This window comes from Modicisalibacter sp. MOD 31.J (genome assembly GCF_020147985.1).
Lineage (GTDB): Bacteria > Pseudomonadota > Gammaproteobacteria > Pseudomonadales > Halomonadaceae > Modicisalibacter > Modicisalibacter coralii.
Map to the genome: position 1 here is coordinate 532,919 of NZ_JAGXFF010000003.1, position 14,434 is coordinate 547,352.

A 14,434-nucleotide genomic window follows, 5' to 3' on the forward strand; every position below is an offset into this window, starting at 1 on the left:
AGAGTATCCGAGCGCTGTAAGGAGTATCGGCGTCCCTTTCGGGGCGCCGTTTGCGTATCATGGGCGCGGTCGCCGCCATCTTCAGTGTCCCTGCATGCTCGATATCGTTCTCTTCGAACCCGAGATCCCGCCCAACACCGGCAATCTGATCCGGCTGTGCGCCAACACCGGCTTTCGGCTGCATCTGATCGAGCCGCTGGGCTTCACGCTCGACGACAAGCGCCTGCGGCGCGCCGGGCTGGATTATCACGAGTGGGCCCGGGTGCGCGTGCACGCCGACTGGTCGGCATTTCTGCGCGACGTGGCGCCCGAGCGGGTGTTCGCCGTTTCCACGCGCGGGCGCACCGGCTACCATGAGCCGGCCTATCGGCAAGGCGATGCCCTGGTGTTCGGCCCGGAGACTCGCGGTCTGCCGCAGGCGATGCTGGATGCCCTGCCAACGGAGCATCGGTTGCGCATCCCCATGCTGCCTGACAGCCGCAGCTTGAACCTCTCCAACGCCGCGGCGGTGCTGGTCTACGAGGCATGGCGTCAGCTCGATTTCGCTGGGTCCGGCCTTCCGGGGGCCGGCCTTCCGGGGGCCGAGGAGCCCGCGACGTCCGCCGGGGTTTCCCGTCCCGTCAACGAGTCCATGGCCGGCGATGCCGGCGACGAGTGATTCATGTCGATCCAACAACGCCTCGCCAAGCTCAACCCGCGTCAGCAGGACGCGGTGCGCTACATCGACGGCCCCTGCCTGGTGCTGGCCGGGGCCGGCTCCGGCAAGACCAGCGTGATCACCACCAAGATCGCCTACCTGGTCCAGGAGTGCGGCATGAGCGCGCGCAAGATCGCCGCGGTGACCTTCACCAACAAGGCCGCCCGCGAGATGAAGGAGCGCGTCGGCCAGTTGCTCAAGGGCCGCGAGGGCCACGGCCTGACGGTGTCGACCTTCCACACCCTGGGGCTCAACATCATTCGCGGCGAGCTCAAGACGCTGGGCTACAAGCCGGGCTTCTCGCTGTTCGATCCCGAGGACGCCAAGGCGCTGCTGCGCGATCTGATGCAGAAGGATGCCCAGATCGACGCCGAGCAGATCAACCGCGTGCAGCATCAGATCTCCACCTGGAAGAACGACCTGGTGCTGCCCGGTCAGGCGCTCTCGCACGCCGCCGATGACGACGAGCAGTACGCCGCGCGGCTCTACGAGGCCTACAACCGTCATCTCAAGGCCTACAACGCGGTCGACTTCGACGATCTGATCCTGCTGCCGGTGGCGCTGCTGCAGAGCGACGCCGAGGCCCTGGCCCGCTGGCGGCGCAAGATCCACTACATGCTGGTCGACGAGTACCAGGACACCAACGTCAGCCAGTACCAGCTGGTGCGCCTGCTGATGGCCGAGCGCGCTACCTTCACCGTGGTCGGCGACGACGACCAGTCGATCTATGCCTGGCGCGGGGCGCGCCCCGAGAACCTGGTGACCCTGGGCGAGGACTTCACGCGGTTGCGGGTGATCAAGCTCGAGCAGAACTACCGTTCCACCGGGATCATCCTGCGCGCTGCCAACACGCTGATTGCCAACAACCCCCACGTCTACGAGAAGAGCCTGTGGTCGGACAAGGGCGTCGGCATGCCGATCCGCATCGTCGTCAACCGTCACGAGGAGGCCGAGGCCGAGCGGGTGGCCAGCGAGATCCTCACCCGGCGCATCAAGGAGCGTGCCGAATGGCGCGACTTCGCGGTGCTCTACCGCGGCAACTTCCAGGCCCGGCTGCTCGAACTCAAGCTGCAGCACTACCAGGTGCCCTACAAGCTCTCCGGCGGTACCTCCTTCTTCTCGCGCAACGAGATCAAGGACGCCATGGCCTACCTGCGGCTGTTGATCAACCCGGCCGACGACAACGCCTTCCTGCGCATCGTCAACGTGCCGCGTCGCGAGATCGGCCCCGGCACGCTGGAGAAGCTCGCCAACTACGCCAACGAGCGCGACGGTTCGCTGTTCGCCGCCTGTCACGAGATGGGCCTGGAGCAGGTGCTGCCGACCCGCGCGGTCGAGCGGCTGGGGCGTTTCACCCACTTCATCGACGGCGTGCGCCGGCGCATGGACCAGGGCGACGCCATCAGCGCGCTGCGCGAGATGTTCCGCGACATGGACTACGAGGCCTGGCTGCATCAGAACGCCAGCGCGCCGACCGTCGCCGAGCGGCGCATGGCCAATGTCTGGACGCTGATCGACCAGCTCGAGAAATCGATGGCGCGGGACGCCGAGGAGGGAGCCAGCGAGGAGACCGACGACGTCGAGGCGGCGATCTCGCGGCTGGTGCTGCGCGACATCCTCGAGCAGCAGGCCGAGGAGGACGACTCCGACCGCGTCCAGTTGCTCACCCTGCACGCCGCCAAGGGCCTGGAGTTCCCCCACGTCTACGTGATGGGCCTCGAGGAGGAACTGCTGCCCCACCGCAACGCCATCGAGGCCGGCACCATCGAGGAGGAGCGGCGCCTGGCCTACGTCGGCATCACTCGCGCCCGCCAGACCCTGACGTTGACGCTGGCTCGCCAGCGCAAGGCCTACGGCGAGCTGATGGACTGCACGCCGAGCCGCTTTCTCGACGAACTGCCCGAGGCCGACCTGGAATGGGAAGGCCGTGCCGACAAGGAAGACCCTGACCGCAAGCAGGCCCGCGGCAAGGACGCCATCGCCGGACTGCGTTCGCTGCTGGGGTGAGCGGCCGGGCGTGATCATGCCGTGCAGTCTTCAGGGACGCCGACGCCAGCTCCGGTGGACCGTTGTTGATCGCCTCAGCGGTCTTTGACCACGGCGAGTTCGGGGCGCGATTCCTGACCCCACTCCGCCCAGGACCCGTCGTAGACCGCCATCGGCCCCAGTCCGGCCAGTTCGGCGCCCAGCGCCAGCACCGAGGCGGTCACGCCGGAGCCGCAGGAGCCGACCAGCGGCGTCCCCGGCTCGATACCCGCCTCGCGGAAACGCTCCCGCAGGATATCGGGCGAACGATAGAAGCCATTGTCCAGCAGCCGGTCGAAGGGAAGATTCAAGGCGCCCGGCATATGGCCGGCTCGCAACCCCGGGCGCGGTTCGGGCTGTTCGCCGCTGAAGCGTGCCGCCGAGCGGGCATCCACCACGTGTGCCGTGCGCTTCTCGAGATGCGCGCCAACTGCGTCGGCGTCGGCGAGGCGCTCGGGGTTCAGGCGTGCCTCGAAATCGCCCGGGGTGGCGGCGGACGGCGGACCGCTGTCGAGCGCGAGTCCGGCGGCCTTCCAGGCCGGCAGTCCGCCATCGAGGACCGCGACGTCTTGATGGCCCATGACCTTGAACATCCACCAGGCCCGCGGTGCGGCGAAGATGCCCTGGCCGTCGTAGACCACCACGCGGCTGTCGGCATTGACGCCGAGTGCTCGCACGGCGGCGCCGAATGCCGACGGGGCGGGCAGCATGTGCGGCAGCGACGACGAGGGATCCTTGATCTCTCCATCGAAATCGAAACGTCTGGCGCCGGGGATGTGGCCGTCGCGATATTCGGCCTCCGGATCCCGAGAGGCGGTCGGTAGATACCAACTGGCGTCCAGGATCACGATCTCCGGCAGATCGAGGTTGTCGCGGAGCCAGTCGACGCTGACGAGATCAGACATTGCCATTTTGCGATTCCTTGGTGTGAAGACGTTGCGCCGCCAGTTTCTTCCGCCATCCGAAGAAAGACGGCAGTACCAGTGACAACAGTGCAACGAGCAGGATAAGACCGGAAATGGCGCGTGTCAGGAATGGCTGGGTGGGGCCCTGGCCGCGAGCAGGCCCGGGGCCGGGGCAGCAGGAATGCCATCGCCGGGCCACGTGCGTGACGGGGTTGAGTGGATCGGTCGGGTAGCGGTCTAGACGGCGTCGAAGTCCGCCGTGCGTGCCCGCCAGGCTTCGGCCTCGGCGCGCAGCGTGCTGGCGAACAGGGCGATGTCGTTGGGGCCGGCGACGAAGCGGTAGCCGCTGTCGCTGAGCGTGGCGACATCGCGACCGGGGCCGGTGATGGTGCCCATCCAGCGGCCGCCGGCGACGATGCGCCGCTCCAGGTCGCCGATCAGTTCGCGAACCTCGGCATCCTCGAGGCGCTCCAGCTTGCCCAACGAGCCGGCCAGGTCATTGGGGCCGATGAACAGCATGTCGAGGCCGTCGACGGCGGCGATCGCTTCCACGTCACGGGCGGCGTCGACGTGTTCGATCTGGCCGATCAGCAACAGCTCGTCGTTGGCGTGACGGGCATAGTCGTCGATTGCCCCGTAGCCCGAGGCGCGGACGATCGGTGCCGCGTAGCCGCGACTGCCCTGCGGCGGATAGCGACAGGCAGCGACGAACGCCCGGGCCTGATCGGCGTCATTGATCATCGGCACCATGATCGAGCGCACCCCCATGTCGAGGACCTTCTTCAGGTAGGCCGGGTCGTTGGCGGGGATGCGCAGGACCACCTCGCCGCCGGCCGCCTCGATGGCGCGCACCAGATGCGCGGTGTGCTCGAGGCTGGAGACACCGTGCTCGTTGTCGACCAGCACGGTCTTCCAGCCGGCGCCGACGGCGGCCTCGGCGAGTTCCGGGCTGGCGCTTTCCAGCCATAGCGCGCTGACGGTGCGGCCCTCGCGCAGGGCGGCCTTGGTCGGGTTGTGTCGTTTCATGAGCGGGATTCCTTTTATGAAGCGGGCGAGCGGCGGCGCAGCGCGTCGCGGGCGGCGCGCCAGAGCAGCAGGGCCCAGACGAGCAGGGTCAGAGTGCCGAGTGCCGCCGCCCAGGGGCGTTCGAAGAAGGCCAGCAGGTCGCCTTGGGCCTTGAGCATCGAGGTCATGAAGTTGTCCTCGACGATGCCGCCCAGCACGATGCCGAGAATCGCCGGCGCCAGCGGAAAGCCGTTGGCTTCCATCGCGTAGCCCAGCGCGCCCAGCGCCAGCACGATCCAGATGGCGATCGCGGAGTTGGTGATGGCGTAGGCACCCACCAGCGAGAACAGCAGTACGATCGGCATCAGCACGCGGCGCGGAATGCGCAGCAGCCAGCTGGCGACGAGAATCACCAGTAGCCCGGCGGGGATCATGATCAGGTTGGTCAGCGCGAAGGCCCCGTAGAGGGTGTGCACCAGTTCCGGCGAGTCGGTGAAGATGCGCGGGCCGGGCGTCAGGCCGTTGAGCAGCAGGATGCCAATGGCGATGGCGGTGACGCTGTCGCCGGGGATGCCGAAGACCAGCGCCGGCGTCCAGGCGCCGCCGATCGCCGCGTTGTTGGCACTGCCGCCGTCGACGATGCCCTCCACGTGGCCCTGGCCGTAACGCTCGGGCTGTCGCGAGAAGCGCCGCGACACGGCATAGCAGATCCAGGCGGCGATGTCCGCGCCGGCCCCGGGCAGGGCGCCGATCAGGGTACCCAGTACACTCGAACGGGCCACGTTGCGCTTGTAGCGGCGCAGCGTGGCCAGTGCCTCGCGCAGCGCCGCCGGCAAGGGTTCCTGGTCGGCGGTGACGCGGGTGCCGGTCTCGCCCGAGCGGGCGCTGCGCAGGATTTCGCTGAGCGCGAACAGGCCGATGATGGCCGGGATGAAACTGATGCCGTCGTAGAGCTCGAAGTTGCCGAAGGTGAAACGCGGGTAGCCCACCGCGACATCGATGCCGATCGAGGCGATGAACAGGCCCAGAAACAGGCTGGCGAAGCTCTTCGCCACGTCGGCATTGCTGGTCATGACGGCACAGCTCAGGCCCAGGCAGGCCAGCCAGAAGGTCTCGTAGCTGGAAAACTGCATGGCTACCCGGGCCAGTTGCGGGGCGATCAGCGCCAGCATGGCGACGCCCACCAGTCCGCCGATGGCCGCCGCGAACAGCGATACGCACAGGGTCGACCGGGCCCGCCCGGCGCGCGACAGGCGGTGGGCGTCCTCGACATAGGCCGCCGAGGCCGGCGTACCCGGGATGCGCATCAGGGCGCCGGGGATGTCGCCGGCGAAGATCGCCGTCGAGGTCGTGGCGACGATCGCGCTGATCGCCATCAGCGGATCCATGAAGTAGGTGAAGGGCACCAGCAGCGCCACCGCCATGGTCGCGGTCAGGCCGGGCATGGCGCCGACGACGGTGCCATACAGGGTGCAGGCGGCGATCACCGCCAGGTGTTCGGGGGTGAACAGGTTGGCAAGCGTCTCGACGAGCATGATGTCACCAGGCCACGGGAGTCAGCACGCCCCACGGCAGCGGGACGTGCAGCAGCGAATAGAACAGCGCGTGTACCGCCACCACCAGGGGCACCGCCAGCAGCAGGCAACGCCCCCAGGGCAGGCCGAAGATCCGCGCCGCGGCGACGACCAGCAACAGCGAGGCGACATGGAAGCCGAGCGGTTCGAGCAGCAGGGCGTAGCCGAGCACGACACCGAGCAGGCTCGCCATGCGGGCGTTGGCGCGCCGCCGCGAGGTGCCTGTCGTCGACTCGCCGCGGGACGTGCCCCGCGAGGCGGGGCGACGCGCCCCCAGCGCGATGATGGTGCCACAGCCGATCAGGCCGATGGCGGCGATCGACGGGAACAGGCCGGGCCCGTAGGCGAGTCCGGCCATGCTCGGGAAGCCGGAGGCGCGCCACAGGACCAGCGCGCCGAAGAGGATCAGCAGGCAGCCCGACAGGCGGTCATGCTGTGCCATGGACGTCTCCGTGTTGTCCGGGGGCAGGCGTCACTGGGCCAGGCCGATGGACTGGATGACGTCGCCCAGCTTGTCGTCGGCCTCGGCCAGGGTCTGTCGGGTCTGCTGGCGATCCTCGAAGACCACCGGCGCGCCACGGCTCTGCTTGAACTCGGCCCAGGCGTCGCTGTGCACGGCCTGATCGACAGCCTGTTCGTAGGCGCAGGCGATCTCGTCGGGCAGCCCCTTGGGGCCGCTGATGGTAACGAAGGCGCCCAGTGTCCAGCCGCTGTCGAGGGCCTCGCCGGTTGCCGGCACGTCGGGCAGCTGTTCCATCGGCGTGTCGCTCATGTAGCCCAGCGCCTTGATCTCGCCCTGCTCGACCAGCGGCAGTGCCTCGGAGAGCGCCGGCGTGGCGACGTCGACGCCGCCGGCCATCAGTTCCTTGAGCGCCGGGCCGGCACCCTTGCTGGGAATCCAGCGGATGGCATCCGGAGCCAGCCCCTCGGCCTTGAGCATGCCGGCCAGCGCCAGGTGCCAGATGCCGCCCTGGGCGGTACCCGACGCGGTCAGCTCGCCGGGGTTGTCCCTAGCGGCGTCGAGCAGGTCGTCGAGCGACGCATAGGGCGAGTCCTTGGCGACCAGGACACCTGCCGAGGTACGGTCGATCAGCGCGATGGGCGTGATGTCCCGGTAGGTCAGCGGCGTCAGGCCGATCCAGTGCATGGTGTCGATCTCGACCGTGGCGGCGCCGATGGTGTAGCCGTCGGGCTTGCCGCGGGCGAGCATGGTATGCCCGACGACGCCGTTGCCGCCGGTGCGGTTGACCACGTTGAAGGGCACGCCCATCTCGTCTTCCAGCAGGCTGGCCAGGCGCCGGGCGTTGGCGTCGGTGCCGCCGCCGGTGCCCCAGGGGACGATGACGGTCACGGCGCGGTCGGGCTGCCAGCCGCACTGGTCGGACGTGTCGGCCACCGCCGTCGATGACATCGCCGCCGCGGCGATGCCGAAGGCCAGTGTAGTGGCGGTCGATAGGGTCGAGCGTACCTGTTTCATGATGGGCTCCCGCGAGTGTCGCCTGGCAAACCTCCGATGGCCGGCTTGCGTTCCCGACCACCGCCTCATGCGTCGTTTTACGTAATTCAATCGATTGAACCAATGCGACCTTGGTCGGTATCCTCGGGGGCTGAAAGCCTCCGAGTGGTGGCATACCATCGCCGAAGCCCCGCGCGAAGATCGCGCGCGGCGTAACGACCTTCACGCCGACAGGCTTCGACAACGGCCCCCGGGGTGCCGCCGGGACAGGACTCTTGCATGACGCGTCGACCGACTCTCAAGACCATCGCCGACCGGGTGGGCGTGACCGTCTCCGCGGTATCGCTGGCGCTGCGCGACGATCCGCGCATCTCCACGGCGACGCGTTCCCGGATCCAGGAGGCCGCCGAGGCAGTGGGCTACGTCTACAATCGGCATGCAGCGGGGTTGCGGCGTGGCGACAGCGGCACCGTGGCGGTATGCCTCAACGACCTGAGCAACCCCTTCTTCACCGAGTTCCTCGGCCACATGGAGACCCGCTTCCGCGAGGCGGGGCGCATGATGCTGTTCTGTCACGCCCACGAGACGCCCTCGATCCAGGCCCGCTTCATCCGCCAGATGGCCGAGCACGGCGCAGCAGGGCTGATCCTGGTGCCGGTGGCGGGCACGTCGCGCGAGGATCTCGACGGCCCCCGGGTGCGCCACCTGCAAGATTTTCCACTGGTGCTGATCTCGCGCGACGTCGCCGACACGGCGTTCGACCGGGTGATCAACGACGACGAACACGGCGTGCGGCTGTTGTTCGACCACCTGTACGCCCTGGGCCACCGCCGCTTCGCCTGGCTGGGCGGGGGTGGCGATACCTCCACGGCCCATGATCGCGAGCGCTCCTTTCGCCGCGAGATGGATGCCGCTGGGCTGCCGGTCGATGAGACGACGATCCATCACGGCCCGACGTCGCTGGCCTTCGGCGATCGCATGCTCGACGAACTGATGGCGCTGCCGACACCGCCCACGGCCATCGTCTGCTTTTCCGACGTGATCGCCTTCGGGGTGCTGGCGGCCTGCTACCGCCGGGGGCTGCGTCCGGGCATCGACCTCTCGGTGACCGGTTTCGACGACATGGGCGCCGCCGCCTACTCGGCACCGGCCCTGACCAGTGTCCGCGTGCGCACCGACCTGATCGGCAATCGCGCCAGCGAGCTGCTGCTGGCGCGCATCGCCGGCGACCGCCAGCCGGCGGTGCGGGAAATGATGCCGCCCGAGCTGGTGGTCCGCGAGACCACCGGCCCGCCGCCCGAGGACAGCGAGCGCCCGTCACGAGAGTGAAACGAGCGGCTGGACAAAAAGCGACGCGAGACCGCTATCGGCCTCGCGTCGTCTTGTGGGCGTCGTCTTGGGTGGGAGAGCAGCGCCTGGTCAGTTCGCGCTCGTCGCGCGGGCGGCGGCGACGCCGGGGTCGCGCATCATCAGCACGCCGTAGCTGAGCGCGCCGAGCCCGGCGCCGAGCAGCCAGGCGAAGCCGCCCAGTGCCTGCAGGGCCGGCACGAAGACCGAGGCCAGCGAGAACGTGGCGCCGATCGCGAAGGCGGCCAGGCCGCGTGGGTTCCAGCCGTTACGGTAGAAGTACGGTCCGTTCGGATCGGTCGAGAACAGCGCCTGGACGTCCAGCCGGCGCCGGCGAATCACGTAGAAGTCGATGACGATGATGCCGAAGAAGGGCGCGATCACCGCACCGATGGCGTTGACGAAGCCACTGATGCCGATCTGGCTGATCACGGCCACCCACAGCGCGCCGATCACCAGGGCGATCAGGGCGGTGATCAGGCCGCCGAGCCGGAAGCTGATGCGTTCCGGGAAGAGGTTGGCCAGGTCGTAGGCCGGCGGGATGAAGTTGGCGACCAGGTTGATGCCCACCGTGGCGGCGAAGAAGGTCAGTGCGGCGATCAGCGTCAGCGGCAGGCTGTCGACCCGGGCGACGATGTCGGACGGGTTGGTCAGGGCATCGCCGAACAGCGCCAGTGTCCCGGCGGTGATGATCAGCGCGATGAACGAGAAGAACGCCACGTTCAAGGGCAGGCCCAGCAGGTTGCCCAGGCGCATGGCGCGTTCGTCCTTCACGAAGCGCGCGAAGTCGCCGAAGTTGATCACCACGGCGGCGAAGTAGGCGATCATCGTGCCGACGATGGTCAGGAAGGCGCCGATCGCGCTGCCCGAGGTGGTGTCGTCGGCGGAGAAGATGCTGCCGACGGCCGGCAGCAGCGTGTCGCCCGCCTGATACCAGATGATGCCCATTAGCGCGACCATCACCACATAGACCAGCGGGCCGGCCCAGTTGAGAAACTTCTTGATGCGCTCGATGCCGGCCCAGAACATCGCCAGCTGGAAGACCCAGACGATCAGGAAGGAGACCCAGGCCACACCCGACAGGCCGAGGATGGGCGTGCCTTCCTCGATGCCCAGGCTGGCGGTGATCAGCAGGGTCACCGCGGTGGAGGCGAAGTAGGTCTGGACCCCGTACCAGAAGATGCCGATCACCGCGCGCAGCATCGCCGGCAGGTTGGCGCCGTGGACCCCCATGCTGGCACGCACGATCACTGGAAACGGCAGGCCGTAGGTCACGCTGGGACGGCCGGTGAGGTTGACCAGGCCCATGACGATCAGCCCGGCGACGATGATGGCCGCCATGACCGCCCAGCCGTTCAGGCCGTAACCGATGAACAGCGAGGCGGCCAGGGTATAGCCGAACAGGCTCTGGATGTCGTTGGACCAGACGTTGAAGATCTCGAAGGCGCCCCAGCGGCGCTCGCGGCGCGGCACCGGGGCCAGGTCGGCATTGTAGAGACGCGGCGAGGGCGCCTGGATGCGTAGGTCGTTGTCGTTCATGGGAACGCCCCTTGTTGTCGTTGTCGGTGATGACCGCTCAGGAGAGGAAGCGCCGGCAGGCGGGCCAGTGACGCATCAGTAGATAGTAGCTGAGCCCCGCCGGAATCAGGCTGGCGTACCACGACACCGCCGAGACGCTGAACGCGACCAGCACACCCAGCACCGTGGCGATCAGCGCCGCGGGGTTGGTGCCGCGGTACGGGCCCTGCTCGTCGTAGAGGGCGTCGAGATCCAGGGTGCGCTTGCGGATCAGGAAGTAGTCCACCGCCATGATCGCGAAGATCGGGCCCAGGAAGGCCGAATAGGTCTGGACGAAGATCTGCAGGCCGGTGGCGGAGTCGTCCTTGACCAGTTCCCAGGGGAAGGTGGCGAAGGCCAGCAGACCGACGATCACCGCCGCGACGCGGTACTTCAGCTTGAACACGTCCATCAGCACGTAGGTCGGCGGCACCACGTTGTTGAGCACGTTGGTGGTGACCTGGGCGAAGGCGATGAACAGCAGCGTGGTGACCAGCAGCGGGGTGTTGTCCACGGCGTTGGCGAACACGTCGATGGGGTCGGCGACGCCGGTTGCGCCGGAGACCATCAGCCCGATCAGCCCCATGAACAGCGTGCAGGGCAGGATCGACATGGCGTAGAGCGTGGTCAGGAAGCCCGGGCCGGCGCCGTGCTTGAGCTCGCGGGAGTAGTCGCTGGCGTTGAGGATCATGGTGCTGTAGATGCCCAGGAAGAGCATCGTCGCGCCCCAGAACGGCAGGCCCCAGGTGCCGTCGATGTCGATCAGCTGCGCGCCGATCACGTCGCCATACTTGTTGATCACGCTGATGAACATGTACAGCAGCGAGGCCAGAATGAAGCCGCTGCCGATGTTCTCCAGCCACTTGATGCCCTGGAAGCCGAACACCGACAGGGCGATCTGCAACAACTGGAAGGCGATGAAGTAGAACACCAGGTTGTCGAAGCCGAGCAGTGTCGACGACACGGCGTTCAGCGCCCCGGCGCCGATCCAGCTCTGGAAGCCGAACCAGACCACCGCCGGGACCGCGCGCACCAGGCCGGGCAGGCGCGTGCCGGTGAAGCCGAAGGCGCTGCGCGCCTGGACCATGAAGGGGATGCCGTACTTGTAGCCGGCGGCGCCGTTGATGGTCAGTGCCACGCCGATCACGAAGCAGCCGATGGCGATCGCCAGCGATGCCTGCAGCAGATTGAGGGTACCGACGATGCTCGAGCCCATGGCGAAGGTGCCGATCGACACGCAGCCGCCGAACCAGGCCAGCAGGTAGGAGAGCCGCCCCATGATGCGGGTCTTCTGGGGGGCCAGCGATTCATCGCCGGCGGCCTTGGTAGAGCCCTCGGCGAGCGCGTCGGACGCGGCGCCGGGCTGGGAGGAGGAAGTGGACATTGTTGTGCCTCGCGGAGTTACCGGTTTGTTGTTGGCGCGCGTGGCGCCTTTGTGAACGTGGCGTACCGGGCAGGTCGTTAGCGGTTGTCTTGATTATCGTGCGGTGGGCGCCTCACTCGAAGCGGGTGTCGGACAGCTCCGAGAACCGACCGGTGAAGGGCTTGGGCCGCGGAAAGGCCAGGTCGCCGTGCTTGCTGGTCTGAAGGCCCAGGCCGACCAGCGCCTCGGCCAGCTTGACCGCGGCGGTGACGCCCTCGACCACCGGCAGGCCCACGGCATCGCTGATTCGCGCCGTCAGGTCGGCCATGCCGCCACAGCCCAGCACGATGGCGCCGATGCCGTCCTCGTCGCGGGCGCGGCGACACTCGGTGACGATCCGCTGATAGGCGGCATCGCCGTTCTCTTCCAGGTCGAGCACCGGGATCTCCGCGGCGCGTACCCGCCGGCAGTGGCCGGCGAAGCCATAGCTGGCCAGCAGATGCTCGGCGATGATCCCGGTGCGCCCCAGGGTAGTGACGATCGAGAAACGGGTGCTGATCAGGGTCGCCATGTGAAAGGCGGCCTCGGCGATGCCGATCACCGGCGCTCGGGTCAGCTCGCGGGCGGCCATCAGTCCGGGGTCCCCGAAGCAGGCGACGATATAGGCGTCGGCACCCTCGGTCTCGCCGCGGCGGACCTCCTCGGTGACGCCCACGGCGCTGATCGCCTCGTCGAAGTGGCTTTCGATCGACACCGGGCCGCTGGCGGGATTCACCGCGCTGATGCGGGTGCCGGGCGCGGCGATACGCTCGGCGGCCTCGCCGATCTTGGCCGTCATGGCGGCGGTGGTGTTGGGGTTGATGACGCGGATGTGCATGGGGGCCTCGCTGGGTGCTCGTGAATCGTCTTGTTCACGATGCTTGTTGTCTTTGTACACAAAATAGTCTTGCCAGTCTGCGAGGGCAAGCGTCAAGCACGTTTCCCGAACAATTAATCGCAACCCCTTGTCAGGTAATCATTTTATGAAGCCGGCCGCGCGGCGGGGCGGGTGTCTCGGGGGCCGCGGAATGGTTGTCGGTATCGCATATGCTGGCGTTTGTGAGCACAATGTATGTATACATTACCTGTGCTCAATAGTCCGGACCAGCGGTGATATCAATGTCCTGCCATGCGGATGTGGCGTCGAATGCCGCTCGATAACGGCTTGTCAGACATGGGCTTCTGGATGAGGCTCAACGGCGGAGGGCTACAGGACAACGAAAGTCGCCTTGATTTATTGTATACAAAGGTCAAGGCTTCGGAATGAAGGTTCCGCTTGCCTGTGCGGCGCTTGCGCGCCGGGCCGGCGAGCGACGGCAGCCAGAAGTGGCGAGCTGATCGCGCGGGCCCGGAACGATGCGCGGCGGTGATCGCTTCGGCCTGGGTGGCAGTGGGTGGGGCTTGCACTCCGGGTGCATACAGCCTAGCTTTTTATTGTATACATATATGGCGTGCCAAGCTGGCGGGCCTGTGCTCGCCGACTTGGCGGACGCGACCAACAACAAGGATACCGGCAGATGATCACCCGACGCGATCCCGACTACCCCCGCGACCTGATCGGTTATGGCCGCAACCCGCCCCAGGCCGACTGGCCGGGCAAGGCGCGCATCGCCGTGCAGTTCGTGCTCAACTACGAGGAGGGGGGCGAAAACTGCGTGTTGCACGGCGACACCCACTCCGAGAAGTTTCTCTCCGAGATCGTCGGCGCCGAGGCGTATCCCGAGCGCCACCTGAGCATGGAGTCGATCTACGAGTACGGTTCGCGGGCCGGGGTATGGCGGGTGCTGCGCGAGTTCGAACGCCGCGGCCTGCCGCTCACGGTGTTCGGCGTGGCCATGGCCCTCGAGCGCAATCCCGAGGTCGCCCAGGCCTTCAAGGAGCTGGGCCACGAGATCGCCTGTCACGGCTGGCGCTGGCTGCACTATCAGAGCATGCCGGAGGCGATCGAGCGCGAGCACATGCAGCGGGCCATCGAGATCTTCCAGTCGCTCTACGGCGAGAAGCCGCTGGGCTGGTACACCGGCCGCGACAGCCCCAACACCCGGCGGCTGGTGCTCGACGAGGGCTCGTTCCTCTACGACAGTGACTACTATGGCGACGATCTGCCGTTCTGGACTCGCGAGGCGGACAGCCGGGGCGAGCTCCACGACCACCTCATCGTGCCCTATACCCTCGACAGCAACGACATGCGCTTCGCCACGCCGCAGGGCTTCAATACCGCCGATCACTTCTTCGGCTACCTGCGCGACGCTTTCGACGTGCTCTATGCCGAAGGCGAGGAAACGCCCAAGATGCTCTCCGTGGGCCTGCACTGCCGGCTGATCGGCCGCCCCGGCCGCTTCCGCGCCCTGCAGCGCTTCCTCGATCACATCGAGGCTCACGACCGGGTGTGGGTCACGCGGCGCGTCGACATCGCCCGCCACTGGGCCGAGCGGCACCCGGCCGGCCACTGAACCCGGTCGCCGG

Annotated in this window: 12 protein-coding genes; 4 read left to right on the forward strand and 8 right to left on the reverse strand. The window is 67.6% G+C overall.

What is annotated here, in order from left to right; translation table 11 throughout:
* Positions 1–94 precede the first annotated feature (94 nt).
* Both trmL and rep read left to right on the forward strand, forming a co-directional pair.
* Positions 95–658, forward strand: a complete 564-nt coding sequence (gene trmL / locus KGR00_RS13015) for a tRNA (uridine(34)/cytosine(34)/5-carboxymethylaminomethyluridine(34)-2'-O)-methyltransferase TrmL (RefSeq protein ID WP_224418342.1) — start codon at positions 95–97, stop codon at positions 656–658.
* Positions 659–661: 3 nt separating this feature from the next.
* Positions 662–2,704 (forward strand): DNA helicase Rep, encoded by a 2,043-nt coding sequence (gene rep / locus KGR00_RS13020; protein ID WP_129141263.1) that lies wholly within the window; start codon positions 662–664, stop codon positions 2,702–2,704.
* Between the two features lie 74 nt (positions 2,705–2,778).
* On the opposite strand, the gene sseA is transcribed toward rep, so the two are convergent.
* From sseA to KGR00_RS13045, 5 genes are all read right to left on the reverse strand, one after another.
* Positions 2,779–3,633 carry a 3-mercaptopyruvate sulfurtransferase gene (gene sseA / locus KGR00_RS13025; protein ID WP_224418341.1) on the reverse strand — a complete coding sequence of 285 codons (855 nt, stop codon included), beginning with the start codon at positions 3,631–3,633 and terminating at the stop codon, positions 2,779–2,781.
* Positions 3,634–3,864: 231 nt separating this feature from the next.
* The gene (locus KGR00_RS13030) at positions 3,865–4,653 is read right to left on the reverse strand and encodes an aldolase/citrate lyase family protein (RefSeq protein ID WP_224418340.1); all 789 of its coding nucleotides are present in this window, start codon (positions 4,651–4,653) and stop codon (positions 3,865–3,867) included.
* A gap of 14 nt (positions 4,654–4,667) precedes the next feature.
* Positions 4,668–6,167, reverse strand: coding sequence for a tripartite tricarboxylate transporter permease (locus tag KGR00_RS13035; protein ID WP_129141266.1), 1,500 nt, complete (start codon positions 6,165–6,167; stop codon positions 4,668–4,670).
* 4 nt (positions 6,168–6,171) lie between these two features.
* The gene (locus KGR00_RS13040; RefSeq protein WP_224418339.1) at positions 6,172–6,648 is read right to left on the reverse strand and encodes a tripartite tricarboxylate transporter TctB family protein; all 477 of its coding nucleotides are present in this window, start codon (positions 6,646–6,648) and stop codon (positions 6,172–6,174) included.
* A gap of 30 nt (positions 6,649–6,678) precedes the next feature.
* Positions 6,679–7,683 carry a tripartite tricarboxylate transporter substrate binding protein gene (locus KGR00_RS13045; RefSeq protein ID WP_129141268.1) on the reverse strand — a complete coding sequence of 335 codons (1,005 nt, stop codon included), beginning with the start codon at positions 7,681–7,683 and terminating at the stop codon, positions 6,679–6,681.
* Between the two features lie 258 nt (positions 7,684–7,941).
* On the opposite strand from KGR00_RS13045, the gene KGR00_RS13050 reads away from it, so the two are divergent.
* Positions 7,942–8,991, forward strand: coding sequence for a LacI family DNA-binding transcriptional regulator (locus KGR00_RS13050; protein WP_224418338.1), 1,050 nt, complete (start codon positions 7,942–7,944; stop codon positions 8,989–8,991).
* A gap of 90 nt (positions 8,992–9,081) precedes the next feature.
* Here KGR00_RS13050 and KGR00_RS13055 read toward each other — a convergent pair whose 3' ends face one another.
* From KGR00_RS13055 to KGR00_RS13065, 3 genes are all read right to left on the reverse strand, one after another.
* Positions 9,082–10,548, reverse strand: a complete 1,467-nt coding sequence (locus KGR00_RS13055) for an NCS1 family nucleobase:cation symporter-1 (protein WP_224418337.1) — start codon at positions 10,546–10,548, stop codon at positions 9,082–9,084.
* A gap of 37 nt (positions 10,549–10,585) precedes the next feature.
* Positions 10,586–11,950 carry an NCS1 family transporter gene (locus tag KGR00_RS13060; RefSeq protein ID WP_224418336.1) on the reverse strand — a complete coding sequence of 455 codons (1,365 nt, stop codon included), beginning with the start codon at positions 11,948–11,950 and terminating at the stop codon, positions 10,586–10,588.
* 112 nt (positions 11,951–12,062) lie between these two features.
* Entirely contained in the window at positions 12,063–12,806 is a 744-nt protein-coding gene (locus KGR00_RS13065; protein ID WP_224418335.1) for an aspartate/glutamate racemase family protein, read from the reverse strand.
* 679 nt (positions 12,807–13,485) lie between these two features.
* Between KGR00_RS13065 and puuE the strand changes: the two genes are divergently transcribed.
* Positions 13,486–14,421: an allantoinase PuuE gene (puuE, locus tag KGR00_RS13070; RefSeq protein ID WP_224418334.1), complete on the forward strand. Its 936-nt coding sequence runs from the start codon at positions 13,486–13,488 to the stop codon at positions 14,419–14,421.
* Positions 14,422–14,434: the final 13 nt, after the last annotated feature.

Bases quoted from the DNA above. Each gene is read 5' to 3' on its own strand.
- trmL (WP_224418342.1), top strand. From the start codon at position 95: ATGCTCGATATCGTTCTCTTCGAACCCGAGATCCCGCCCAACACCGGC.
- rep (WP_129141263.1), top strand. From the start codon at position 662: ATGTCGATCCAACAACGCCTCGCCAAGCTCAACCCGCGTCAGCAGGAC.
- sseA (WP_224418341.1), bottom strand. From the start codon at position 3,633: ATGGCAATGTCTGATCTCGTCAGCGTCGACTGGCTCCGCGACAACCTC.
- KGR00_RS13030 (WP_224418340.1), bottom strand. From the start codon at position 4,653: ATGAAACGACACAACCCGACCAAGGCCGCCCTGCGCGAGGGCCGCACC.
- KGR00_RS13035 (WP_129141266.1), bottom strand. From the start codon at position 6,167: ATGCTCGTCGAGACGCTTGCCAACCTGTTCACCCCCGAACACCTGGCG.
- KGR00_RS13040 (WP_224418339.1), bottom strand. From the start codon at position 6,648: ATGGCACAGCATGACCGCCTGTCGGGCTGCCTGCTGATCCTCTTCGGC.
- KGR00_RS13045 (WP_129141268.1), bottom strand. From the start codon at position 7,683: ATGAAACAGGTACGCTCGACCCTATCGACCGCCACTACACTGGCCTTC.
- KGR00_RS13050 (WP_224418338.1), top strand. From the start codon at position 7,942: ATGACGCGTCGACCGACTCTCAAGACCATCGCCGACCGGGTGGGCGTG.
- KGR00_RS13055 (WP_224418337.1), bottom strand. From the start codon at position 10,548: ATGAACGACAACGACCTACGCATCCAGGCGCCCTCGCCGCGTCTCTAC.
- KGR00_RS13060 (WP_224418336.1), bottom strand. From the start codon at position 11,950: ATGTCCACTTCCTCCTCCCAGCCCGGCGCCGCGTCCGACGCGCTCGCC.
- KGR00_RS13065 (WP_224418335.1), bottom strand. From the start codon at position 12,806: ATGCACATCCGCGTCATCAACCCCAACACCACCGCCGCCATGACGGCC.
- puuE (WP_224418334.1), top strand. From the start codon at position 13,486: ATGATCACCCGACGCGATCCCGACTACCCCCGCGACCTGATCGGTTAT.